Here is a 22,949-nt window from a genome sequence, read left to right as displayed (position 1 = left end):
TGTGTCTCCCCGCGCAGCGGGGCTACGGTTGACTCCCGAGCCAGAGGAGGCCCATGACGGACATGCCGTCCCGGATGGTGCCGTTGCGGGCCATCTCGATGGCTTCCTCCAGGGGGATTCTCTTTACGTCGATCTTCTCCGTATCCTCCGGGGCGGCCTCGGTGAAGGAGAGGCCGCGGGCGGTGTAGATGTAGGCGACCTCGTTGGTGGTGGAGTTGGAGAGCTGCATGCCGTCCAGGATGAGCTCGTAGCTCTGGGCGATGATGCCGGTTTCCTCCAGCAGTTCGCGTCTGGCGCAGTCGATCAATTCCTCATGGGCGGGGCAGCCGCCTTCCGGGATCTCCCACTCGTAGCTCTCGTGGCAGTAGCGGTACTGGCCGACGAGCCAGGTGTAGCCCTGCTCATCAATGGGGATGACACCGACGGCGCGATTCTTGAACTCGACCACACCATAAATGCCGGGGCCGCCGGAGGGATTGATCACCTGGTCCTCACGAATGCGGATCCAGGGATTGTGATACACCTCGCGGGTGGACAGGGTGGTCCAGGGATTCTCCATGCAGTCGGGTTGGGAAAGGCTGCCGGAGGCGGGACCACCCTGGGAAAAGGGTGGGCGGACTTACCTCACGGTGCCCGAAAATACCCATCTGGATTGTAAAGCCAATAACAATCGCGGGGATTCAGGCGGGGCAGGGACATGTAGGGGCGGCCTTTCTCGTCCACCTGGGCCTTGAGCTCTGCCACCGGGCCGGAGCCGTGCGCGCTGGCTTCCATGCCATCGTCTGCGCTGACACTGCCGGATCCGGGGGCTTTGGGGGCGACGTCGGGGCTCTTGATGGTGCCCGTCTCCTGGATCTCATCCACAATGTGGTCCACCCACTTCAGCTTCTGGGCGTTGTCGCCGAACTCGCTCCAGTCGCCGCTGGAGGCGTGGGCATACATTTGCTTGATGAGTTCTTCGCGGGAGATGCCCATCTTGACCGCCACGGGGTCAGCCAGACGGCGCCACCATTCTTCCATCTCCTTGAGCCACTCTTGTTGCTGAGTGAGATTGCCCCCGGCAAAGGAGTGGATCTGGTGGTGGAGGATGACCGTGTTCGAGTAAGCGTAGGAGTGCTTGGCCACGGTGGCGATGCAGGCGGCCATGCTGGCGGCGAAGGACTTCACCACCACATGCACGGGGGCCTGGCTGCCCTGCATGGCTTTGACGATCTTGTAACCTGCCATGACAGAGCCACCGGGGCTGTCATCGATGACGAGGAAGATCGGCAGCTTGGCATCGCGGTTGTTGAAATAGTTGATGCGAGCAATGACGTTGTCCGCCGTGCGCATGCTGATGGGCCCGTTCAGGGCGATGCGCCGGTCTGACATGACCAGCTTGCGACCCTGCAGGGGCTCGGTGAGATACACGGGGTCAGACATCGCGTAGTTGCGGGCCTCTTCCTCCTCTTTTTCCAGGGCGATGCCGGAGTTGATCCGGGCGATCTCCTTCTGCGTGGCATTTTCGATGCGGCGGATCTCGGCGAGTTCCGTCTCGACCTCGGCCTTGGCGATGCTGCTTTTCAGCAGGGCGCGGTCGAGGGTGCGTTTGTCCTCCTCCAGAGCTTTTTCCTCGGCGAGTTTTTCCTGATACTCTGCCAGATCCTGCTTTGCCTTCAGCTCGGCGAGCTGGGCTTGAAGACGCAGGGTGTTGAGCTTGGAGGGGCTGAGCTCCTTCTCCACCGCGGCCTGGGCCAGGGCGAGCTCGGTGGAGAGTTTCTCCTTCTCGACCGTGAGGCGGCCGACCTCCGCCTTCAGCGCATCAAGCGAGGGTGCTGGTGCGGTTGTTTTTTCCTCGCACTGCTGCGCTTGCAGTTCGAGCAGGTCTTCCGCCGGCAGTCCGGCGTTCAGGGCTTCTGCCCGGGCGGAGGAACCCGCAATCACGAGCAACAACAAGGCGGCAAGACGGATCGTCGTATGCATGGGCAAGGTGGGGTTGACGCACACTGCTTTTCTGTTTCCCGTGGCAATCATTGCGATTAGCCACGGTGACAATTATTTTGAAAAGCAGTACACGTGCCAAGCTAACGGGCCACGATTGTAGCGTCCCGCAGCCACTTGCCCATCCCAAAGTTACGGAGCTGTTGCTTTTGTCGGAGAAGCTGGTGGAGTGACCCCGGTGCCGGCCGTGGAGTGCAGGATGATGGAGGAGCCATCGGGGCTGAACTCGACGCTGGTCACCTTCTCCAGCACCGCTTTTACGTGAGGCTTGAGCTTGGCGACATTGAGCCAGGGGATGGTCTTGAGATGGAGGAAGAAGCCTTGGCTGACCTCCTTGCCTGGCACGGTGAGCGTCTCCATGTGCAGATCCAGGGCGTTGTTTTCAATGACGGGTTTGAAGCCGCTCTTACCCACAAGGTAGCGCTTGGGACCGTCGCTGCCCGGGAGACGGTTGATCTGCCAGCAGAGGTCGGCCATGAGGAGCTGGGCCTGGGGATCGATGCTGGTGAAGAGGGCGATGCCTCGGTAGTCGGCCACTTCCTTTTCCCCTGCGATCACGATCAAGGTGTTGAGCTCCTCTACACTGAGGAGGAGGGGAACGGCTTTGCCATTGGACGCTGCGTCTTCAAAGGAGTCCAGCTTGGTGAGGAGGGCGGCTCTTTGTTCCTCGCTGGGCGTGGGAGTAGGCAGAGGGGGGGCGTTGTCGATGGTGAACTGGCTGATCTCCTTGTCCTGCCGGTAGCCGCTGTAGAGGGTCCAGCCGACGATCCCGCCGAAGGTGCAAATGGCGATGATGAGAATGGCACAACCGTAGAACGGGCTGAAGGGGCCGGTAGGTTCTTTCTGAGCTTGAGACATGGGAGTTGGTAGCCTCTAGACAGGGAAAAGGGAAGAGGGAAAACGTGACGAGAGGTCGCACCCGACCTGGTGGTTGGGGATTGACAGGGGGCGAAGGGCAAGCGACTACGCGGGTCCGTTTTTCCCCGCCCGGCGTGGGAAATCGGGCGTACCTTTCCCTTACCGAACTGATTCCCATGAAGATCCTAGCCGCGCTGTCTGGAGGCGTGGACAGCAGTGTCGCCGCCGCCCTGCTCGTCCGCGAGGGGCATGATGTGTCCGGGGCGTACATGAAGAACTGGATCAATGAGGAGAACATCATCGGCCACTGCCCCTGGCAGGAGGACATCGAGGATGCCCGTGCGGTGGCGGACCAGCTCGGGATCGAGTTCCGCGTGGTGAATCTGATGAGGGAGTACCGGGAGAAGGTGGTGAAGTACCTCCTGGCCGGGTATCAGGAAGGGATCACGCCCAACCCGGATGTGATGTGCAACCGGGAGATGAAATTCGGCGTGCTCTGGGAGTGGGCCAAGGATCACGGCTATGATGCCATCGCCACCGGGCACTATGCCCGCTGGGAGCTGCCTGCGGAGCCGGGGGCGCACCCGATCGTGCGACGCGGCGTGGATGGCAACAAGGACCAGACCTACTTCCTGGCCATGATGCGACCGGAGCAGGTGGAGATTGCTCGCTTCCCCATCGGCCACCTGCCCAAGGCGGAGGTGCGGGTGGAGGCATCCCGACTGGGTCTGAAGACGGCGGAGAAGAAGGACAGCCAGGGGATCTGCTTCATCGGTGAGGTGAAGATGGAGGACTTCCTAAGGACCTTCGTGCCGGACAATCCCGGGAACATTGTGAATCTGGAAGGCAAGGTGCTGGGCGAGCATCGCGGTCTGCATCTCTACACCCTGGGCCAGCGCAAGGGGCTGCGGGTGCCGTCCAATCTGTACAAGCAGGCCTATGTGGTGGTGGCGAAGCGGCCCGCCGCAAATGAGCTGGTGGTGGCGATTGAGCAGGCGGATACCCCGCTGCTCTGGGCGCGAAAGGCGATTCTGACGCAGATTTCCACGACGGGGCCGGACCTTCTGGTGCCACGGCGGCTGAACGCCCAGCCGCGCTATCGCTGCCCGGCGGGGATGGCGATGTACACGCCTTTTGAGAGGGAAGACGGCTGGGCCGCAGAGCTGGTGTACGATGAGCCCCAGCGGGCGCTCACACCCGGGCAGATCTGTGCGCTGTATGACGGGGATCAGCTGCTGGGTGGGGCGGTGTTTGAGTCGATTGGGTATGAGTAGGTGGAGTGGTGGAGAATTGACTTGAGCAGGCTCGGTGCGCTGCGATCCTTTGCTATGCATCCTCCGGACTACGCTGCACTCTTGGATAACCACGGGAAAGGCACCCTAGATCAGTCAGCCTGCATGGAGGATTGGGAAGCTGTTGTCGCCATCAAGCGAGGGATCGCAACGGCGCTTTCGGGAGGGGGACGGCCTCTCTCGGAGTTTCTTGACGCGATGCGGGTTCAGTATGCGGTGGCCCGCACCGAGGACGGGCACTTAGCAGAGGGATCGGGAAGCTGTTGAGGGCTCCGGAGCGGATGACGAGGCGTCTGGTGACCTCCAGGCGTACAAAATCTGCGAAACGGGATGCTTCCCCGCCAAGCTGCGCTAAAGCGTTTCTTCCCGATCTACGACCTCGACACCCTTCCTGACAACCGACCCTGACCATGTGGACCTCCGTTAAAGAATACCAGGACATCAAGCTGGAGAAGTCCAGCGACGGCATCGCGAAAATCACGATCAACCGGCCGGAGGTGCGCAATGCGTTCCGTCCGCTGACGGTTCATGAACTGCTCAATGCCTTTGACGTGGCGCATGAGGATCCTGAAGTGGGGGTGATCATCCTCACGGGTGAGGGGCCGGATGCCTTCTGCTCCGGTGGAGACCAGAAGGTGCGTGGTCACGCGGGCTATGTGGGCAGCGATGGCGTGCCGCGCCTGAACGTGCTGGACCTGCAGAAGAAGATTCGCGGCATTCCCAAGCCGGTGATCGCCATGGTGGCGGGCTACGCCATCGGCGGCGGTCATGTGCTGCACGTGGTGTGTGATTTGACCATTGCCGCGGACAACGCCCGGTTTGGCCAGACGGGGCCGAAGGTGGGCTCGTTCGACGGCGGTCTGGGCAGCAGCTACCTGGCCCGCATCGTGGGGCAGAAGAAGGCGCGTGAGATCTGGTACCTGTGCCGCCAGTATGATGCGCAGCAGGCGCTGGACATGGGCCTGGTGAACCATGTGGTGCCCCTGGCGGAACTGGAGGAGGAGACGGTGAAATGGTGCCGGGAAATCCTGGCACACTCGCCGCTGGCCCTGCGCTGCCTGAAGTCGGCACTCAATGCAGACTGCGATGGCCAGATGGGCCTGCTGGATCTGGCGGGGAATGCGACGCTGCTCTACTACATGAGTGAGGAGGCGAAGGAGGGCAAAAATGCGTTTGTGGAAAAACGCAAGCCGGACTTCTCCAAGTTCCCCCGCGTGCCGTGATGCGGTTCAAGATCTAACTCAGTGCCTGCATCATGATCGCCGGACAGATCAAACCCTGGATCCTGGCGGCCCGTCCCAAGACGCTGGGGGCCGCCGTGGCCCCTGTGCTGGTGGGCTCCGCGCTGGGCTGGAAGCTCAGCGGGGAGTTCTGCGTGTGGCTCATGCTGGCCACGCTGGGCAGCTGCATCTGCCTGCAAATCGCCACGAACTTCTTCAACGATGCCGTGGATGCGATGAAGGGGAGCGACACGCAGGAGCGCCTGGGGCCCGTGCGCATCACCGCGTCTGGCATGATGTCCGCCGGCGCGGTGATGAAGGCGGCGGTGCTCTTTCTGGTGATCGCCAGCGTGCAGGGCGCGGCGCTCATCTGGCAGTGCGGCTGGCCCATTCTGGCCATAGGCATTCCCTCCTTGTGGTTCTGCTACGGCTACACAGGTGGACCCGTGCCGCTGGCCTATCGCGGCCTGGGGGAGCTCTTCGTAGTGTTGTTCTTCGGCCTCATTGCCGTGACGGGCTCCGCGTTTGTGCAGAGTAGTCAGTGGCATGTGGAGGCGCTCGTGGCGGGTCTGCAGATCGGCTGTCTCTCCACCGTGCTTATTGCCATCAACAACCTGCGGGACATAGAGGAGGACACCAAGACGGGCAAGAAGACGCTGGCGGTGCGCTTTGGCAAAACCTTCGCGCGGGTGGAGATCACGCTGCTCTACCTCATCACCCTGGCACTCTGCTTTTACTGGCAGACACCTGCCGTGCGGTGGGCTCCCTTTGCCATCGCATTCCTTGCCGCCGCCGCCCTGTCCACTGCGATTTGGAAGACAGAACCTTCTCCCCGCTACAACAAATTCCTCGCCATGGCCGGGGCCTCCCTCCTGGCCTTCTCCTTCACCTTCATCGCCGCATTGATCTGGGGCTAATCCCTCAACCAACGAAGTGTCTAAACCAGCGTAGCGTCTCAACCAGGGCGAAGCCCGTCTCAACTTTCCACCTCTATGTCCTACTACATTCATCCGTACACGCTGTACTCCCGCGGTGCGCTGAATGCGGTGTCGCAGCGGCGGGAGTTTCACGGGGTGCTCATCATGGTGGACGGCGGGGTGGGCTGCCTGCACCCCTGGCCGGAATTCGGCGATCCGCCGATCAAGGATCAACTGGACCTGCTGAGAGACGGCGGCACCTCAAAGGTGATCGAGCGTGCTCTGCGCATGGCGGCAGTGGATGGCGCGGCGCGGCGGGCGGGTGTCAGCTTGTTTGCAGGGCTGGAGATTCCGCCGTGTCATTACTCTTGGGATCAAAACCAGCCCAGTGAGCCGCAGATGCGCCGCGTCGTGGCAGAGGGGTGGGGGGCGATCAAGACCAAGGGCTGGAACAACGTGGGGGAGGTGCTGCGCTGGCTGGACAGCTTTGCCGCCAAGGCTGGGGATGCCGGGGTGAAGCTGCGCGCGGACTTTAACTCCTGCCTGGAGCCCCATCAGTTTCGCAACTTCATGGAGTGGATGTCCCCGCGTGTGAGAGCGCGGCTCGACTTTGTGGAAGATCCCTTTCCGTACGACCCCGAGTCCTGGGAGGATATGCAGCGACGCTATGCGGTGGATCTGGCTCTGGACAAAGCTCTGCGCGGTGCGGATGAGGGCTTTAACGTGGCGGTGCTCAAGCCCGGGCGTCGCGAGTGGCGGGAGATGCTGGACGGCGTGCCGGAGCGGGTGAGGGTGGTGATGACCTCCGCCATGGACCATGCCATTGGCCAGAGCTTTGCCGCGTATGAGGCTGCCCTGGCGTGGCAGGAGATCGGTGGGCGCATGGATCTGTGTGGCCTGGCCACGGATCATCTCTTTGCCAGGGATTCTTTTTTTGAGCGGCTGAGTGCGGTGGGCGGAGTGCTGGCAGTGGATCGTGCGGGCACCGGCCTGGGCTTCAATGAGGTGCTGGACAAGCTGGCCTGGCTGAAGTTGTAGGGGCGAACCCTTCCGGCACCGACGACGGACATGCAGCACACCCCTCAGGAAAACGACGCCTTCTGGCAATCGACAAGGTTGCATCTGGCGCTGGCTCCAGGGGAGATGGCTCCGGACGGTCTGGAGGAGATGACGCAGGCGCGGGCAGATACGGCGGGCTTGTGTTATTTCAAAACCTCCGGGAGCGAAGGCGTGCCCAAGTGGGTGGGCCTTTCTCGGGAAGGGATGCTCATCTCAGCGCAGGCAGTGAATGAGCACCTTGAGTCCACATCTCAAGACCGTTGGCTCATCGCCCTGCCCACGCACCATGTGGGAGGCTGCTCCATCCTGGCTCGTTGCCATTTGAGCCGTGCTGCGTGGACTTTTCTAGAGGGGAAGTGGGATGCAGGCCGGTTTGCTGACCAGTGTGCGAGGGAGCAGGTCACTCTGGTATCTCTGGTGCCGACGCAGGTGTATGATCTGGTGGCGGCCCGGCTTCCCGCGCCGGAGTCGCTGCGGGCCATCGTCGTGGGCGGCGGGGGCATGAACCGGGAGGTGGCGTTGCGGGCTTTGGAGTTGGGCTGGCCGGTATTGCAGAGCTTTGGCATGACCGAGACGGCCTCCCAGATTGCCACCGAGCCGCTGGAGCACCTGAGGACGGGCTTTGATCCAGAATCACTGCAGGTCCTGCCCTGCTGGCAGCTTGGTACAGATCAGACGGACCGGCTCCACGTGCGCGGCAGCGCTCTGGCCAAGGGGTACATGGTCCTTCGTGATGGGGCCTGGCAATGGGAGCCGATTGATCCGGATGCCGGACTGGCCACGCGGGATCGCGTGCAGATCTGGCATCATGGCACGCGACAGTTTCTCCGTTTCCTCGGGCGCGAGGCTTCGTTTGTGAAAGTGTTGGGCGAACTCGTGAGTCTGCCCGAGTTGCAGGCCCGGCTTGAGAAGATCTACCTGGAGGAAGGGCTTGCTCCTGCCTCATGCGTGATCTGGCCGATAGCTGATGACCGGCAGGAAACGCGGCTGGTGCTGGTGGGGGAGATGAGCAAAGCTGCCTTGGAGACGTTGCGGGCGCAGTTCAATGAGGGGGTGCCGGGATATCAGCGACTGAGCGGGGTGCGAGGTGTTGCGGCAATTCCTCGAACCGGATTGGGGAAGGTGGATCGTGTGGGGCTGGAAGCTTTACTGAGACAGGATTAACCATCGCTCTGCTCGGCCTGAATCCGTCTGGAAGCCGGTGCCACTCGTTCCAGCAGTGCCTCGATGGCGATGGCGGCCAAGTCTGTCGCAGGGGTTTGCAGGAACTTTTCGCAGGTGAGCTTGAGGGAGACGATGCCGTGCAGAGACGTCCAGAAGACCTCGGCATGATGTTGTGCGGAGTCCTTTCCTGAAACCAGTTGCTTAAACTGGGACTGGATCATGCCGAAGACGCGCTGGCCCGCGCCGCCTGCGTCCTTGCCGGGCTGGCTGCGGAACATGGCGTCCGCCAGGGCGCTGTCCTGCATGAAGATGACGCGGTAGGATTCGGGCTGCCCGGTGCTGAAGTGCAGGTACTGACGGGCGAGCTCGCGCAGGGCGTCCTTTGGGGGGAGGGTCAATGCGGGGAGCATGAGCTTTTCCAGGTCCTCAAGGCCGCGGCGGCCGAGTTCGGCGACGATGGCCTCCCGATTCTCGAAGTAGAGGTAGAGGGCGGTCGCAGAGTAGCCGATTTCCCGGGCGAGGCGTCTCATGCTGAGGGCCTCATAGCCTTCGTTGACCAGGATGGTGCGCGAGGCGCTGAGGATGTGGTCCTTGAGATCGGTGGTGGCCTGGGCGCTGCGGGGTGGGCGGCTCATGGTTGAAATATGTCGTTTGACATCGGACTGTCGAGATGTAATTAACGGTGTTAACTTAACGATGTTAATATAACCTTATGAAGACTGAATTTGCCTTGTTTGGTGCTACGGGACCCATTGGCGCGTCAATAGCCGCTGCACTGCGAGACGCGGGCGTCCGCTACAGGGTGGTGGGCAGAGATGCGACGTCTTTGCAAAGGACCTACGGAGCGGATCCTCTGGCGGAGATTCGTACGTGGAACCCAGACGACCCTGCCTCGGTGGTGGCTGCGGCGGAAGGGGTGGAAACGCTCATCACGATGGTAGGGGTGCCCTATGATCAGTTTCACCTGCATCCCCAGATCATGCGCCAGACGCTCGCCGGAGCGATCGAGGCCGGGGTGAAGCGGGTGGTCCTGATTGGCACGCTCTACCCCTTTGGCCGCCCTCAGACGGACCGGGTGAATGAGATTCACCCGCGTGAACCCCACACCTACAAGGGGCGCATGAGAAAGGAGCAGGAGGATATCCTGATGGAGGCGGGACGCTCCGGGCAGATCCAGACGACCCTTATGCGGCTACCCGACTTTTATGGGCCACGGGTGGAGCGCAGCTATCTGGACGGGATCTTCAAGGCGATCGTATCCGGAGGCCGGGCGCAGATGCTGGGGCCGATTGACAAGCCGCATGAGTTTGTGTTCGTGCCAGACGTTGGGCCGGTGGTGATGAAGCTTGCACGTAATCCCGGGGCGTATGGTCGCACCTGGAATCTGGGTGGCGCAGGCGTCATCACGCAACGGGAGTTCGCGGAAAAAGCCTTTGCTCTGGCGGGCAGGGGAAAACCAAAGCTGATGGTGGCGGGCAAGCTGATGCTCCGCATGATGGGTTGGTTCAATCCCATCCTGCGGGAACTGGTGGAGATGCACTACCTTCTGACGGACCCGCTGATCGTGGATGACTCTGCCTTGCGGGAACTCTTGGGTGGGTACCACAAGACCTCGTATGACGAGGGGATTGCCACTTGTTTGAAGGCGTAGCGATGTGGGCTGGTCAGGAGGCTCTTATTGAGACAGGATTGACAAGAGGGAGGGGGAAGGGGCGGTTGTGGCCGGACGGGCGGCATTTTCTTTGTGCCTTCGTGCCTTTGTGTGAGGATAGATGCTCTTCTTTTTCTGCAATTGTCGAAATGGGGTGGGGCGGCTCGTCATCCCTGTGTAGCGCGGTCAGATGAACTGGTCCGCCTGCACACAAGCTCTACCGCAACACCTCATGAAATACGCTCTGCTGGTTCATCAATCTCAGGAAGTCTTTGACCGTCGCGATGACGCGGCCGTGCTGGCCGCGGGACGGGCCTATGGCCAGGCGCTGCAGGCGGCGGGCATCTTTGTGGGGGGCGCTGGGCTGGAATCGCCTCTGGCAGCCACGACCGTGCGGGTGCGGGATGGCCAGCGTCAGGTGCATGATGGGCCCTATGCAGAGTCCAAGGAGTTCCTGGCGGGCTTTGGCATCATTGATGTGCCGGATCTGGACACGGCGTTGGAGTGGGCGGCGCGTCATCCGGCGGCGGCCTTCACTTCGGTGGAGGTGCGGCCGCTCCTGGGCTCGCATTTCTCTGTCGGAGGCCCGGCGGCCAGGCCTGCTTGAGCACGCGTATCACCACGGGCCATGGACGTGTCTGATCCAGCACCTGCCGCAATGCCAGGAGCGCTCGATGAGGAGACTCATCGAACCATCGATGCCCTCGTGCGGCAGTCCTATGGCCGGCTGCTGGCGTATCTGGCAGCACGCACCCGTGATGTGGCGGGGGCCGAGGATGCCCTGAGTGAGGCGCTGGCCACGGCTCTGGAGCGCTGGCCGCGCGATGGGGTGCCCCAGAAGCCGGAGGCGTGGCTGCTGCGGGTGGCGGGCAACCGGATCACAGATGAGATCCGGCATCAGCGGGTGAAGCAGAACTCCGAGGCCCACTTGCAACAACTGGCGGAGGAAGTGCGCACGGTGGCGGACACTGGCGGTCCCTTCCCGGATGAACGTCTCAAGCTGCTCTTCGTCTGCGGCCATCCTGCGATCGATCCGGCAGTGCGGACACCGTTGATGCTGCAGGTGGTGCTGGGAGTGGATGCGGCACGGATTGCCTCAGCGTTTCTCGTTTCTCCCACTGCCATGGGGCAGCGGTTGGTTCGAGCCAAGAACAAGATCCGCGATGCGGGGATTGCCTTCCGGGTGCCGGAGCCACCGGAGTGGGAGGGGCGCCTGTCCTTTGTGCTGGATGCCATCTATGCGGCGTACACGACCGGCTGGGAAAATGTGTTGGAAGCCGGGGCCACCCAGCATGGGCTGGCACGGGAGGCGATTCATCTGGGGCGCACCCTGGTGCAGTTCATGCCGCAGGAGCCCGAAGCGCTGGGACTGCTGGCTCTCATGCTGCACTGCGAGGCGCGCCGTGCCGCGCGGTATGATGTGGAGGGGAACTTTGTGCCGCTCGATGAGCAGGACACCTCCCTTTGGTCGCGACCGCTCATGACCGAGGCGGAGGAGTTGTTGCGGCGAGCATCGAGTTTCAGGAAACTGGGTCGCTATCAACTGGAGGCGGCCATTCAGTCCATCCACGCCAGCCGTGCGGATACGGGTAACTTGGACTGGAGTGAAATCCTGCTGTTGTATGAGGGGCTGGTGCAGATCACGCCAAGCATTGGGGCGATGGTGGGCCGGGCTGTCGCTCTCGCCCAAGTGGGCAAGGCGGAGGCTGGCTTGGAGGCGCTGGACCTTTTGCCTGAGGCACGTGTGGCGGACTATCAGCCCTACTGGGCGGCCCGCGGGCACGTGCTGGAGATCCTGGAACGGACAGGGGAGGCACGTGAGGCCTGCCTGCGGGCGGCGGGATTGACGGATGACCCCGGCATGCGCGCGCATTTGTTCAAGAAAGCGGAGGGGGTGGGCGGCGCGTGATGGAGTGATGGAGTGATGGAGTGATGGAGTGATGGAGTGATGGAGTGATGGAGTGATGGAGTGATGGAGTGATGGAGTGATGGAGTGATGGAGTGATGGAGTGATGGAGTGATGGAGTGATGGAGTGATGGAGTGGAAGGCTGGGGGATTGGTCGTGCGTCCGTGCGGCGACTGAGCCGGTTGGGACAACCGGACTAGTGCGCTGTGAAGCTGCAAAACCCTCTGGAGTGGGAGACTTCAGCCAGTCGGGGCCCGGTAGTTGACTGAGAACTTGAAATAACTGCGTCGCCGTGAGGCGGGGTGGGGAGCAATGGAAAGAATCCAACAGACCGCAACGAAAGTGAACACGATTCGGCCAGCATTTATCGGCGAGCCTGCTAGTCAGTGGCGAAGCTATGACAGGGCCATGACCATGAGCCTTGTGATTTCCCCGACGCGAGACACGGAGGCGGTGGGGGAGATGGTGAGGGTGGTTGGTGGTGGTATGTTGGGCAAGGGAGTTGCAGTGAACACAGGAACCGGAGCGAAGCGGAGATCGCCAGCCGAAGGCTGCCCGAAGGGCGAGCGAAGCGAAGGCAAACCTGTCAGGACAGGAGGCCGCGAGGTCCCTGACAGGAGTCAGAGCCGTCATAGTAGCGATGAAGCCGGTTAACTCAGGTGGAGCCAAGGGCGGCAGGTGGGTGAGAGCGTTCAACGGCCTGAGGGGCTCAACCACTGGCGGATTTCCCAAAGGGCTAGCCACCGCCAGGGACAAGCGTCCTGCCCCGACCAAGGGAGCGAACGTCCGCCTGAGAACACAGATCGCAGATCGAGATGGGAGGGACCGGACCTGCGGAGCCCCCCGTCGGGAAGTCAGGTCGGGCAGAGAGGCCCGCAAGGGCAGAGCCTGAAAGTGCACCAACGGGAAAGCCGGATGCGGGAAAACTGCCTGTCCGGTTTGGGAGGGGGCGGCGCAAACCAATGCGCTGCCCCTACCTCATCGCCTACAGCGACTTCGCATGGTCAGAACTCAAGTCTTGAGTCTTTTGTCTTCCAGTCTGGCGTCTCCCGCGCAGCGGTTTAGGCGGCTGAGCGCCGCTGGAGTCGCTCAGCACTTGTCACTTTTCACTCTCAACTTTTTACTTCTGCCTTCTCTGCATTTATTTCACCAAATCCCCCAGCAGCAGCAACCCACCCAGATGCCAGACGTTGTCCTGATACTTTGCCGGGTTCTTCTCCATGTCCGGGACATTCTTCGGGAAGAGGATTTTGCGCTTGTCTGGGGCCTCGGCCAGGAGCTGGGCTCTCACGTGGTGGCGGCCTTCGGGGGCACCGGTGAGCAGCAGGGAGGTGGCCAGGCGGTGGTAGGTGCAGTGGGCATCGATGCGGGCCAGTTTTTTCGGGGGCTGGGCATCCACGGTCACTTCCAGCAGGCCGCCGTCTGGGCCCACGAGGTCATAACCGGCGACGTGTGAGCCCTCGAACTCGAACTCCAGCACGGCGTCGGGACCAGTGGCCTTCCACATGCCAGGGAGGCGTTGTTGATAGCCTTTGCCGATGGGGTGGGTGGGCATGTCGATCTTTGTCCAACTGCCTTTCAGCATGTCCTGAGTTACAGGCACGAGCTTGGCCTTCTCCCAGTTGTCTGCTCGCAGCGGAGCTGTCAGTGCATGCGGCTTGGCTCCAGCGCCCTTTTCGGCAATGGCTGGCCAGGCGCGGATGATGGTCTGGAGATAGAGCTCATGGCCGGTCTCTACATGGGGATGCACGCCGTCGCCGGAGAACAGGATCGGATCGCCCGGTTTGGCTGGCGCAGTGGGCTTCTCACCTTTGAAGGTGAGTTTGCCCTCTTTCTCCAGGCTGGCCACGCCGATGCCGAGGTGGATGCTGGGGATCTGGTAGTGGTCGGCCACGCCTTCCATGGCGGTGACGGAACGGGAGGCCTTGCCAGCCTTCAGATCATTTAGGAAGGGCTCGCTCAGGGTGTACACAAAACAAATGTCCGTGGCGGGATCGACCTTCCAGGTCTGGCGGACGATGCCCTCCATGCACTTCTGAATGCGGGCTGGGTCAGCTCCGCCATCGTTCACGGCGAACTCCACGAACAACAGATCCGGCTTGTGATCCAGCACGTCCCGCTGCACGCGGAAGACGCCGAGGTCAGACCCCGTGCCCCCGATGGCGGCGTTGATCTCTGAGAGCTTGGCGGTGGGGAACTTATCCTGGAGCCACTTGAGAGACTTCACCCGCCAGCCGGGGGCGGCAGTGATGCTGCCTCCCAGGTAGCCCACCTTCACTGCTTGCCCGGCCTGTAGCTTGGCCAGCACGTTGGGCAGACCGCCGCGCGGAGTGACCTCGGCCGCATCGCGCAGAACCGGGGGCGATTCTTGGGCGGAAAGATACGGCAGGGTCAGCAGTGTGGCGGTGCAGCCGGTGATGAAGGAGCGGCGGATGAGGTTCATGAAATGGGGAGCTGAAGGGAGAGAGTGTAAAAAGGGGGGCTGGAGCGGGAGGGCAGGAAAGGGAGATTACGTCATACGAGGAATAAATCTTCACTCATCTGCGTGGCATGGAAGGTTGGGCGGCAGAGCTGCGGGCGCACCCCCTCCTAAACTGCTGCCAATGGAAAGAAGGTGACTCTGCGTTCTGAGACGCTGCTCGCTGTGATTTTGCGTTACAGCGTGTACCTCATGGCCGGATGGCCTGGATCACCAGCAGGAGCCAGTTAAGGGAAAAAAGTAGTTCCTGGTAGCATTTTCAGGTTGTTCCTTCTAGGCGGACGCGGTACGCGAAAACATGATTTTCCCCCGCGGATTCGAATCGTCACGCGCAGTCCGCTATGGCCTCCTTGCACTGCTGGTCATTTCCTCAATACTGGCAGGGATATCTTTGCTTTTGAACCCGTTGAAAGGGCGCCCTTTGACTCTTGAGGAGTTTCGTGAAGGGAAGGTGTCCGGGGCGGTGTTCACCCGGCTTTCCAAAAAGGAGTTTGGGAAAAAACGGTATGGGCTTGAACCGGGCGTGTGGGTTTCAGGAAAGCGGGCGATTGAAGTGGGGGCCGTGGAGGAGTTGTCACGTGCCTCCGAGCCTGCTTATCGCGTGAGGGAGGGTAACATGCTTTATCTCAACGGCTCTCTCCGGGAGTTGCTGTCCTCCAGAAGCGGGGAGGTGATCCTGGCGCTGGATCTCCCTGCGGCTTTCATGCGTGCGGCCCACCTGGGCGGTTCGGCGTTTCTGCTTATAGGCATGTTGACGCTGATGCAGCATATGGGAAAGGGGCGGGCCGCAGGGGCCCCTTTGTCACTGGCAAATCGTCTGCATGCCCTGGATTCCCTGCGGGGCGTGGCGGCGATGTGCGTGTTTCTGTTCCATGCTACAGTGGTGATGTATCCAGGATCCTGGTTCACGTTGGGAAAGGAGAACACCGAGTACCCAGTGCCAGCGGTGGCAGACTGGATCATGACCCCGCCTTTTTCGGTGGTGCTCAATGGGGAGTTCATGGTGTATATCTTTTGGGTGTTGAGCGGATTCGTCCTGGCCCGGCCCCTGCTGAAAAAGGCCTCCTATGAGCTGGTGGCGAAAGCCACTGCGAAGCGATATTTCAGACTGTTGCCGCTGCCATTCATCACGACAGTGGCTTCATTTTTCCTCTATACCTCAGGCGGCTTTTCCGCAGGCCATTTTAATGATCTCTCCCACTTTGAATCTGCAATGTTCACCATCGGAATGGTCCCGATGACTTTCAAGAGCATGTTGTGGGAGGCGGCATTTTTGGGGCAGGGGTTCAACGCACCGCTTTGGACGGTTCGGCTGGAGCTGGTCGGATCGATTGCGCTCTTTGGCCTGATTGCCTGCACGATGTCGATGGCTCGGCGCGAACTCGTTTGGGCGGCGGTGCTTGGGGTGATGATGTTTGTTTGGCCGCAGGAGTTTATGGTGGACTTCATGGCGGGGCTCTTCCTGGCTGCGCACTCCCTGCGCCGCCCGGATTTTCGCCTGGGGGGCGGCGTGGCTCTGCTGGTTCTGGCGGTGGTGGTCACCATTGGGTCGGTGCACATGTCCCGGGATCTCTCAGGGTCATGGCTCGCATGGTATCCCTCACTCGGGGTGTGGCCTCTCCACCTTGCGGCGACCTTGGCAGTCGGGCTTGCCCTCTATTCCCCAGGTGCGATCGGCCTGCTCTCCTGGCGACCCCTGGTTTGGTTGGGCGAGCGCTCATTCGCGCTCTATGTCGTGCACGCGTTGACTCTCCACACCGTGGGGCAGGGCGTCGCGGTCATTTTCATGAAGTTGGGCTTGGGTCCCGTGGCTGCCTCCACGCTGGGGCTGGCGGTATGTGTGATCGCGACGCTGTGGCTCTCAGACTTGCTCACGCGTTGGGTGGACTGGCCGAGTGTGAACTTCTCCAACCGTGTGGGCAACTGGTTCATGACCGCTCAGCCAAAAGGTGAGCCCGCCGGGGGCGTGGAAGGATGCGGCGGGGAGGTCGCCACGCAACGCCCCACGTAGCTTTCCTGCTTGAAGGATGGGCAGAGCCGCTCGATAAAACGGCATGTCCAGCCATTCCGATGACTCCTCCACCAGCAACACTCCAGCAGAGCTTTTCAACACGAGAGTGGCGGAGAAGACGGGGAGCCCGGAACTCCAGGCGCTGGTGAATGCGACGTTCCGCTTTGATCTCTCCGGGCCGCAGGGCGGGTCATGGCTGGTGGACTTCCGCCCCGGCTCGGCGGGGGTGCGTCCTGCAGAGGAGGAGGGGACCTGCACGTTCGCGATGAAGGATCAGGACTTTGTCTCTCTGCTGGCGGGCAGGCTCAATCCCCGCATGGCTTTCATGATGGGCACGCTGAAGGTGAAGGGCGACATGACCGTGGCGATGAAGCTGGGGCAGGCGCTGGGCGCGGCGTGAGCGGGCCATGCCGGGGCGCTCATGCTTGAGCGTTCTACGGTGCGCGCGATTTTGAAAATTGACAGTGGCAGCGCGGGAATGCCAAATAGAACAGCCTTGGCTGTGTAGTGTGATATGAAAAGCCGCTCCCTTCCCGCTGCCATCGTGATGGTTTCCGTCATGCTGATGCTGGCACTGTGGGTTGGGTGGCGGCATCGGGTGGAGGAGGGGCCCATCCGTAAACCGTCGCCCCCGGTTTCACCCGCGCTCACCACCAGCGTGAAGCCTTCCTCGCCCGGCCTGCGGGACGGGCTGGAATCGGCGGGCTCTGGTTTTGACTGGTCGAGTCTTTCGGATGAGGAGTTGAGGGCCTACTCGCGCACCTTCAGGACGGAGGCTGCGGGGCGAAGTTACAACATGGATCGAAAGGTCATCTCTGGCGAACCGGTGGTGGCTGACGTTTTTGAGGCTGCGCCTGGAGAGTTTGTTTTCACCCGTCTCACTCCAACCATCAGCAGCGACGCGGAAGGAAGACCGTTCGTGAAGGTCCAGGTGGAGTCATTTAGCGTGGGTGGGCCAGACGGCGTGCGGGATCGCATTGTGCGTGCCAAAGACGTTTATCCCTCCGCCACCCAAATCATCGGAGTTGCCTACGACTCCGGCACCTACAGCGTCGCGGTGGGGGCGGAGATCCGTTCCGAACATGAAGTGCAGTTGAGGTCGTCTGGAAGCTACCAGCAGGCAGTGCCCGTTGCGAAAACGGAGTAGGCTCCCTTGGCAGGGATGCGGCGGGGTGGCGCGAGTGTTTCGCTTTCTTGCCCCGGTTGGGATGGGGGACCAGGGGATTCAGGCCGCAGTGCAGCGATCAAGTCAGGTGTAGGTACCTAAAACCTGGTGGACGTTTTCGATCGCCATGCTGCCTTCTCCCACGGCGGCCCCGCAGCGCTTGACGGAGCCGGAGCGCACATCGCCCGCGGCGAAGATGCCGGGGCGGCTCGTCTCGAAGGGGTAGGGAGCCCGGCCCGCGGCCTGCCAGGCGTGGGCGTGGGCGATGGCGGCCCCCGTGAGGATGAAGCCCTTCTCGTCCAGAAGGATCTCAGGAGGGAGCCAGCTCGTGCAGGGGCGGGCACCGATCATGGAGAAGACAGCCGTGGTCTCCACCGTGCGGCGCTCGCCGGTGCGGGTGTTTTCGATCTGGATGCTCTCCAGGCGACCTGAGCCGGACAGTTTCCGAATCTCGGTCTGCCGGAGGATCTCGATGTTGGGCTTGGTCTCGACGCGGCTGGACAGGTAGCTGGACATGTTTTTGGTCAGGTCATCCCCGCGGATCACCAGGTACACCTTGGCCGCGTGTTCCGACATGAACATGGCGGCCTGGCCTGCGGAGTTGCCCGCTCCGGCGACGACGGCGGTGCCGCCGCGGCAGAACTGGGCCTCCATGACGGTCGCGGCATAGAAGACGCCCAGGCCCTCAAAGTCCTCCAGCCCCTCGGCACCAAGCTTGTTGTACTGGGCTCCGCTGGAGACGATGACGCACCGGGTCCGGAGCGTGGTGGGGCTGCCCTCGATCTCCAGGGCGGCTCCATGCTCGCCTCCGGGAAAGTTCAAGGAAAGCACCCGGGAGGGGGTGGAGAACTTGGCTCCGAAGCGGAAGGCCTGGAGCTGTGCGCGGTAGGTGAGGTCTCCGCCGCTGATGCCGGTGGGGAAGCCAAAGAAATTCTCGATGAGGGAGGAGGAGCCAGCCTGTCCGCCGGGGGCAAAGCTCTCCAGCACCACGGTGCTGAGGCCTTCAGAGGCCGCATTCACGGCGGCGGCCAGCCCCGCGGGACCGGCCCCCACGATGGCGAGGTCGCAGAATATTTCCTCGCGCCCGTCCGAGCACAGGGGACGCAGGAGCCCGGCTATACGGGCGACATCGAAGATGGCGGGGTTTCGTGAAATGGAGCCGTCACTGGCGATCAGGGCCGGCAGGTCGCCATCGGTCACGCCCAGGCGCTCGCACAGGGTGCGGCACTCCAGTGTGGTGGAATCGATGAGGCGGTGCGGGATGTGGTTCTTGTCCAGGAAATCATCGATGCGCCGTGCACCCTGACAGCCTGGGTGGGCGAGGATGCGCAGGCCCGCCAGCTCCCGGTCCCGCCGCAGCCGCTGCCGCCGCATCATGAAGGCCTGCACCACCGGCTCACCCACTCCGGGGAGTTCCGCCAGAGCCTTGCGCAGTTTGATCGCAGGGATCTCCAGGATCTCCGTCTCATCCGCTTTTCCCCGCACCGCGGCGATGGATGAGGTGCCATTGAGCATGGAGACCTCTCCCACGAAGTCTCGCGGCCCTGGGCAGGCCAGGATTTGCTCTACGTCCTCCCGCGTCTCATAGGCCTCCAGCTCGCCTTGGATGACGACCACCATGGGGAAATCCCGCGCCCCAGCGGGGAAGATCACCTCCCCACGGCGGACGATGCGGCGTGAGCCGAGCGGCTCCAGCAGGGTGAGCTGGTGATCACTCAGCTTGGGGAAGGCGGTGCTCTCCGTGTCGCGGTAGAAGCGCTCGTCCTCTTCTTCGTCGTGGGCGGTCAGCATGGAGCGTCAGGGGTAGGGGGAACTAGGAATTTACCACAGAGACACAGAGGGCACAGAGGCTTCCTCAGACAGGATTAACAAGATTTTTTGAGAGATTAACAAGATGGGATCAGGAGCGATCAAGACGCCGTTCTTGAAGTTTGGGATGTGAATTTTGAAGTTTTGTTTCCCTCTGTGGTTGGTTTTACTCGTTCACAAGCACTATACGGTACCGCGCCTTCCCAGAGCGGAGGTGCTCCAGGGCATCATTCACCTGGCTCATGGGATAGGTCTCTGTGATGGGGGCGATGGCGTGGCGGGCGCTGAAGTTCAGCATGGCATCGATGACGGTCGGGCTGCCGGTGGGGGAGCCGGAGACAGACTTCAGGCCGGAGATGAGGTCCATGGCACGCAGGGGCATGGGCTGTACCACCGCGCCGACCACGTGCAGTCGTCCGGTGGGGGCCAGGGTGCCCAGCAGGCTGTGCAGATCCAGGGGCACGTTGATGGTGGAGATGATGAGATCCAGGCTGCCGGCGATCTTTCTCAAAGCGCCCGGGTTTTTGGTGTTGTGCACGTGGTGAGCCCCCAGCTTGCGGGCCTCCTCCTCCTTGCTCTCGCTGGTGGTGAAGGCGTGCACTTCACAGCCCCACTTGTTCGCGAACTGGAGAGCCATGTGCCCCAAACCGCCGATGCCGATGATGCCCACCCGGGCAGTCGCAGGGATGGCGTACTCGAAGAAGGGTGAGAACACGGTGATGCCCCCGCAGAGCAGCGGGCCCGTGGTGGCCATGTCCAGCCCCGCTGGCAGAGGGCGAACCCAGGTCCACTGCGCCCGGAGTTTGTCGGCAAAGCCACCGTGGCGTCCCACGATGGTGCCCTGGGACTTCGCGCAGAGGTTGTGACGCCCAGAGAGGCATTCGTGGCACGAGAGGCAACTGTAGGCGGACCAGCCAATGCCTACATGCTGCCCGATCTTCAACCCCTTGGCCCCGGAGCCCAGCGCGGTGACGGTGCCCACCGCTTCATGGCCGGGGACGAAAGGAAACCTTGTCATGCCCCAGTCGTTGTCCAGCATGGAGAGGTCCGAATGGCAGATCCCACAGTGGGTGACCTTGATCTCGACCTCCTCGGCACCGAGTTCCCCGGCGTCAAAGGAGAACGGTTCCAGCGGGGCTTTGGCTGTCGTGGCGGCGTAGGCGTTGATGGTGCTCATGAGGTGGGTGGGGTGAGACTGGCTGCACTGAGTTGGTCTGCCGGGATACGTTTGGGCGGGCAGAGTTGGGCGTCTTTGGTCACGCTGTCGGAGAAAATTGGGGGTGGAAAGGCGGGAGATGACAGCACGGGATGCACCGCTGGCGGGCGCTAGCTTAGCGCGAAAGGGAAATGCTGGTGGTGAAATTGGAACGGAGATGCTCTGAGAAGGGGCACCGCTTCATTGGCACATCCGGACTACTCCCGCGGCGACGCCACAGGAGTAGTCCGACGATCCCCGTCGGCTCAGGCAGCGGAGGGATGGTGCATGGGACGCCTAACGGTGTGCTGACCACTCTATCGAGACTCATTCCTCGCTGGAAGCCTCAATTTTCCCGGGCTCGCTCGCAGTCATGCAGCGAATCCTGCCAATAAATTCCTGTTCTGGCAAAGCAGCCCTGAGCTCGGCCAGCATCACGCTGTCGTCCCCGGCGGGATAGCGGAGCTTGTCTGTGCCATCGGTGGCTGTAGCATACACCACATTTGCCACGTCGTCTTCCGTCGTGTAGTTCGTCGGATACTCCTGCATGGATTGAAAATAACGTGCAGCATGCCCGGCATAGGCAGGGGGAACGGGATAGTCGCCCAGAGCGCCGGAGTTCGCGGAAAAATGCGTGGTGGGGGCCAGTCCGGGCTGCACGATCTTCACCCGGATGCCGAGCATGCCGGCCTCGTAGGCCAGCGATTCGGAGAAGCCCTCGATGGCATACTTGCTGGCAGTGTAGGCGGCCACCAGTGGCATCGGCGCGATGCCGACGCTGGAGGTCACATTGATGATCGTTCCGGCTCCGCGCTCGCGCATGTGGGGAATGATGGCGCGGTTGGCCGCCATCACGCCGAAGGTGTTGGTTTCAAAGAGCTGTCGGATCGCCTGATCCGACACCGCCTCGTGCGCGCCAAAGTAGCCAATGCCAGCGTTGTTGACGAAGACATCGATCTTGCCGAATCGTGCGATGCCCGCCTCGATAGCGTGGGTGAGGGTGGCTGGCTGCGTCACATCCAGCGGCAGGATCAGGAGCCGGTCGCTCTCTTCAAACAGACCCGGTTGCGGCGTGCGCATGGTGGCGATGACGTTCCAGCCGCGGGCGAGGAAGAGGGAGGCGCTTGCTTTGCCGAAGCCAGAGGAGCAGCCAGTGATGAGAATCGTGGAGGGCATATTGGTTTGCAGTTTTGGTTTGATTAACGGAACCAAATTAGCAAAGGTGGGGTGGACTTTCTATAATGCGGAGTCCACTTTGCATTGTAGATCGTCCAGATGGATGCCCTTTCCGCCATCGTCACCCTCCTCAAACCCCAGGCTGTCGCCGCCAAGCTCGTGCACGGCGCGGGCCGCTGGGGTGTACGCTACTCCGCGTTTGGGCATCCTAGTTATGCCCTCGTACTGAAGGGGGCCTGCTGGCTGGCGGCGGATGGCGAGCCCGCGCAGATGCTGGGCACCGGGGACTTTGTGCTCTTTCCGGCGACGCCCCGCTTCACCCTGGCCAGTGACCCGAAGGTTCGGCCCAAGTTGCTTGAGCCCGTTCCCTCCGGGCAGCAGGTGGAGGTGGCCATTCATGGCGATCCCGAAGCAGAGCCCACGGCGAGTCTGTTGGGAGGTTATTTCCAATTTGATCCCGCCAACTCTTCGGTGCTCACGGGGCTGCTGCCCAGGATGCTGCATCTGCGCGCCGGGGACCCGGCTGCGGAGGGGGTCACGGCTCTGGTGGAGCTGATCAAGCGGGAAGCTCTTACGACCCGTCCTGGCCAGTCGCTTGTGTTAAGTCGTCTGGTGGAAGTCCTGTTGGTGGAGTCTCTGCGATCCGTTCCGGAGGAAGTGGCCCCGACGGGATTGCTGGCAGGCCTGCGGAATCCCCGGCTTGCCGCCGCCTTGCAAGCCATTCACACCCATCCGGACCATCCGTGGACGCTCGCCACGCTGGCTCGCGAAGCCTCGATGTCGCGCTCCTCGTTTGCCGAGCACTTCCTGCGGGTGATGACGGTCACGCCCCTGAGGTATCTGCTGCAGTGGCGTCTTGCCCTGGCCAAGGATCTGCTAAGCCGGGGAGAGCTGACCGTCGGAGAAACCGCGCTCGCCGTCGGCTATGAATCAGCCAGCGGATTCAGCATTGCCTTCAGCCGGGAGCTGGGTCTGCCCCCGAAGGCTTATATGGAAAGCGGCAGGAGGGGAGTGGTCGGGTTTAAGGAATAACATTCTGTTGACCAGAGGATTGTCAATCTGCAAA

General features: G+C 62.1%; 20 protein-coding genes. 12 read left to right on the top strand and 8 right to left on the bottom strand.

Annotated features, from left to right (window positions below; translation table 11 throughout):
* Window positions 1–22 precede the first annotated feature (22 nt).
* From VSP_RS21190 to VSP_RS21180, 3 genes are all read right to left on the bottom strand, one after another.
* Window positions 23–559, bottom strand: a complete 537-nt coding sequence (locus VSP_RS21190; RefSeq protein ID WP_009963201.1) for an NUDIX domain-containing protein — start codon at window positions 557–559, stop codon at window positions 23–25.
* Window positions 560–624: 65 nt separating this feature from the next.
* Window positions 625–1,962, bottom strand: coding sequence for an ATP-dependent Clp protease proteolytic subunit (locus VSP_RS39780; protein WP_157210992.1), 1,338 nt, complete (start codon window positions 1,960–1,962; stop codon window positions 625–627).
* 150 nt (window positions 1,963–2,112) lie between these two features.
* Window positions 2,113–2,838, bottom strand: a complete 726-nt coding sequence (locus VSP_RS21180) for a hypothetical protein (protein WP_009963198.1) — start codon at window positions 2,836–2,838, stop codon at window positions 2,113–2,115.
* 176 nt (window positions 2,839–3,014) lie between these two features.
* On the opposite strand from VSP_RS21180, the gene mnmA reads away from it, so the two are divergent.
* The 5 genes from mnmA (at window position 3,015) to VSP_RS39775 (ending at window position 8,490) form a co-directional block, all read left to right on the top strand.
* On the top strand, window positions 3,015–4,112 hold the full coding sequence (gene mnmA, locus VSP_RS21175) for a tRNA 2-thiouridine(34) synthase MnmA (protein WP_009963197.1): 1,098 nt from the start codon (window positions 3,015–3,017) through the stop codon (window positions 4,110–4,112).
* A gap of 428 nt (window positions 4,113–4,540) precedes the next feature.
* Window positions 4,541–5,353 (top strand): 1,4-dihydroxy-2-naphthoyl-CoA synthase, encoded by an 813-nt coding sequence (gene menB, locus VSP_RS21165; RefSeq protein WP_009963195.1) that lies wholly within the window; start codon window positions 4,541–4,543, stop codon window positions 5,351–5,353.
* A 32-nt stretch (window positions 5,354–5,385) separates the two neighbouring features.
* Complete coding sequence (locus VSP_RS21160; protein ID WP_009963194.1) at window positions 5,386–6,267, top strand: 1,4-dihydroxy-2-naphthoate polyprenyltransferase; 882 nt, start codon at window positions 5,386–5,388, stop codon at window positions 6,265–6,267.
* 75 nt (window positions 6,268–6,342) lie between these two features.
* Entirely contained in the window at window positions 6,343–7,305 is a 963-nt protein-coding gene (locus tag VSP_RS21155) for an enolase C-terminal domain-like protein (RefSeq protein ID WP_009963193.1), read from the top strand.
* Between the two features lie 30 nt (window positions 7,306–7,335).
* Window positions 7,336–8,490 carry an AMP-binding protein gene (locus VSP_RS39775; protein ID WP_009963191.1) on the top strand — a complete coding sequence of 385 codons (1,155 nt, stop codon included), beginning with the start codon at window positions 7,336–7,338 and terminating at the stop codon, window positions 8,488–8,490.
* Here the strand turns inward: VSP_RS39775 and VSP_RS36555 are convergent.
* Window positions 8,487–9,125: a TetR/AcrR family transcriptional regulator gene (locus tag VSP_RS36555; RefSeq protein ID WP_009963190.1), complete on the bottom strand. Its 639-nt coding sequence runs from the start codon at window positions 9,123–9,125 to the stop codon at window positions 8,487–8,489. The two genes, VSP_RS39775 and VSP_RS36555, sit on opposite strands and share 4 nt — an antisense overlap.
* Window positions 9,126–9,202: 77 nt before the next feature.
* Between VSP_RS36555 and VSP_RS21140 the strand changes: the two genes are divergently transcribed.
* The 3 genes from VSP_RS21140 (at window position 9,203) to VSP_RS21130 (ending at window position 12,050) form a co-directional block, all read left to right on the top strand.
* Complete coding sequence (locus tag VSP_RS21140; RefSeq protein ID WP_009963189.1) at window positions 9,203–10,141, top strand: NAD-dependent epimerase/dehydratase family protein; 939 nt, start codon at window positions 9,203–9,205, stop codon at window positions 10,139–10,141.
* A gap of 232 nt (window positions 10,142–10,373) precedes the next feature.
* Window positions 10,374–10,748, top strand: a complete 375-nt coding sequence (locus VSP_RS21135) for a YciI family protein (protein ID WP_009963188.1) — start codon at window positions 10,374–10,376, stop codon at window positions 10,746–10,748.
* Window positions 10,749–10,769: 21 nt separating this feature from the next.
* The gene (locus VSP_RS21130; protein WP_009963187.1) at window positions 10,770–12,050 is read left to right on the top strand and encodes an RNA polymerase sigma factor; all 1,281 of its coding nucleotides are present in this window, start codon (window positions 10,770–10,772) and stop codon (window positions 12,048–12,050) included.
* Window positions 12,051–13,189: 1,139 nt separating this feature from the next.
* On the opposite strand, the gene VSP_RS21120 is transcribed toward VSP_RS21130, so the two are convergent.
* On the bottom strand, window positions 13,190–14,491 hold the full coding sequence (locus VSP_RS21120) for an SGNH/GDSL hydrolase family protein (RefSeq protein WP_009963186.1): 1,302 nt from the start codon (window positions 14,489–14,491) through the stop codon (window positions 13,190–13,192).
* 442 nt (window positions 14,492–14,933) lie between these two features.
* Here VSP_RS21120 and VSP_RS21115 point away from each other — a divergent pair, with 442 nt between their 5' ends.
* From VSP_RS21115 to VSP_RS21105, 3 genes are all read left to right on the top strand, one after another.
* A complete protein-coding gene (locus VSP_RS21115; RefSeq protein WP_198141206.1) occupies window positions 14,934–16,538 on the top strand; it encodes an acyltransferase family protein in 1,605 nt (534 codons plus the stop codon).
* A gap of 43 nt (window positions 16,539–16,581) precedes the next feature.
* Window positions 16,582–16,938 (top strand): SCP2 sterol-binding domain-containing protein, encoded by a 357-nt coding sequence (locus VSP_RS21110; RefSeq protein WP_009963184.1) that lies wholly within the window; start codon window positions 16,582–16,584, stop codon window positions 16,936–16,938.
* Between the two features lie 114 nt (window positions 16,939–17,052).
* On the top strand, window positions 17,053–17,685 hold the full coding sequence (locus VSP_RS21105) for a hypothetical protein (protein ID WP_009963183.1): 633 nt from the start codon (window positions 17,053–17,055) through the stop codon (window positions 17,683–17,685).
* A gap of 102 nt (window positions 17,686–17,787) precedes the next feature.
* On the opposite strand, the gene VSP_RS21100 is transcribed toward VSP_RS21105, so the two are convergent.
* From VSP_RS21100 to VSP_RS21090, 3 genes are all read right to left on the bottom strand, one after another.
* A complete protein-coding gene (locus VSP_RS21100; RefSeq protein WP_009963181.1) occupies window positions 17,788–19,494 on the bottom strand; it encodes an FAD-dependent oxidoreductase in 1,707 nt (568 codons plus the stop codon).
* Between the two features lie 184 nt (window positions 19,495–19,678).
* Window positions 19,679–20,689 carry an NADPH-dependent aldehyde reductase Ahr gene (gene ahr / locus VSP_RS21095; protein WP_009963179.1) on the bottom strand — a complete coding sequence of 337 codons (1,011 nt, stop codon included), beginning with the start codon at window positions 20,687–20,689 and terminating at the stop codon, window positions 19,679–19,681.
* 345 nt (window positions 20,690–21,034) lie between these two features.
* Complete coding sequence (locus tag VSP_RS21090) at window positions 21,035–21,883, bottom strand: SDR family oxidoreductase (protein ID WP_009963178.1); 849 nt, start codon at window positions 21,881–21,883, stop codon at window positions 21,035–21,037.
* 99 nt (window positions 21,884–21,982) lie between these two features.
* On the opposite strand from VSP_RS21090, the gene VSP_RS21085 reads away from it, so the two are divergent.
* Window positions 21,983–22,915: an AraC family transcriptional regulator gene (locus VSP_RS21085; protein WP_009963177.1), complete on the top strand. Its 933-nt coding sequence runs from the start codon at window positions 21,983–21,985 to the stop codon at window positions 22,913–22,915.
* The last annotated feature ends 34 nt before the right edge of the window (window positions 22,916–22,949 follow it).

This window comes from Verrucomicrobium spinosum DSM 4136 = JCM 18804 (assembly GCF_000172155.1).
Taxonomy (GTDB): domain Bacteria; phylum Verrucomicrobiota; class Verrucomicrobiia; order Verrucomicrobiales; family Verrucomicrobiaceae; genus Verrucomicrobium; species Verrucomicrobium spinosum.
The sequence above is the reverse complement of the archived record's forward strand: the minus strand, read 5'-3'. Positions and strand labels throughout refer to the sequence as shown.